This is a genomic window from Psychromonas aquatilis (assembly GCF_038155185.1).
Taxonomy (GTDB): domain Bacteria; phylum Pseudomonadota; class Gammaproteobacteria; order Enterobacterales; family Psychromonadaceae; genus Psychromonas; species Psychromonas aquatilis.
This window is the reverse complement of sequence record NZ_JBAKAZ010000314.1, coordinates 1-223: the sequence shown is the minus strand read 5'-3', so window position 1 is coordinate 223 and position 223 is coordinate 1. Positions and strand designations below refer to the sequence as shown.

Here is a 223-nt window from a genome sequence, read left to right as displayed (position 1 = left end):
TCGCATCTTCACTGGCAGCTTCGCATTCTGTGACCGCAGCAGAAGAAAGCATACATTCTGATACTATAAATACAATGACAATAATGGGAAAAACCTATAGTAACACTGCAACAAAAACGGCATTAGAGCCTGAAGAAACAAAACAAGCAATTAATATAAATGATAAACTACAGCTACAAATTCGTTGAGAAAAATCCCTAGGTGAAACAATTAAATAAACACC

1 protein-coding gene is annotated in these 223 nt (G+C 35.4%); it reads left to right on the top strand.

What is annotated here, in order from left to right:
* The coding region (locus tag V6256_RS15690; RefSeq protein WP_341599157.1) for a hypothetical protein at positions 1-188 on the top strand (188 nt) is incomplete at its 5' end.
* Positions 189-223: the final 35 nt, after the last annotated feature.